This window comes from Dellaglioa sp. CoH-57-MRSF-22, from assembly GCF_056781895.1.
Window position 1 is genome coordinate 1 of record NZ_JBXAXT010000075.1, and the last position, 238, is coordinate 238.

Below are 238 nucleotides of genomic sequence, written 5' to 3' on the forward strand. Positions count from 1 at the left end.
GTCCGGTCTTTTTATTTTGTTCTGAGAAAGGCATGACGTATGAAAGCAGGTGATCGAGTAAAGTTGGTTGGCGCAGCAGCCGAGGTCTTCCCGGACTATGGTATCGGGCTCGTGGTAGACGACGCGCAGTGCCCTCCCACTCACGTTAGTGTGACGTTTGCGGCCCATGAAAAGCCGCTGTTGCTTAATCGCCGGTTGGTTGCGCTCGCGTAACCTTGAAGCCCCGCCCCGTGCGGGG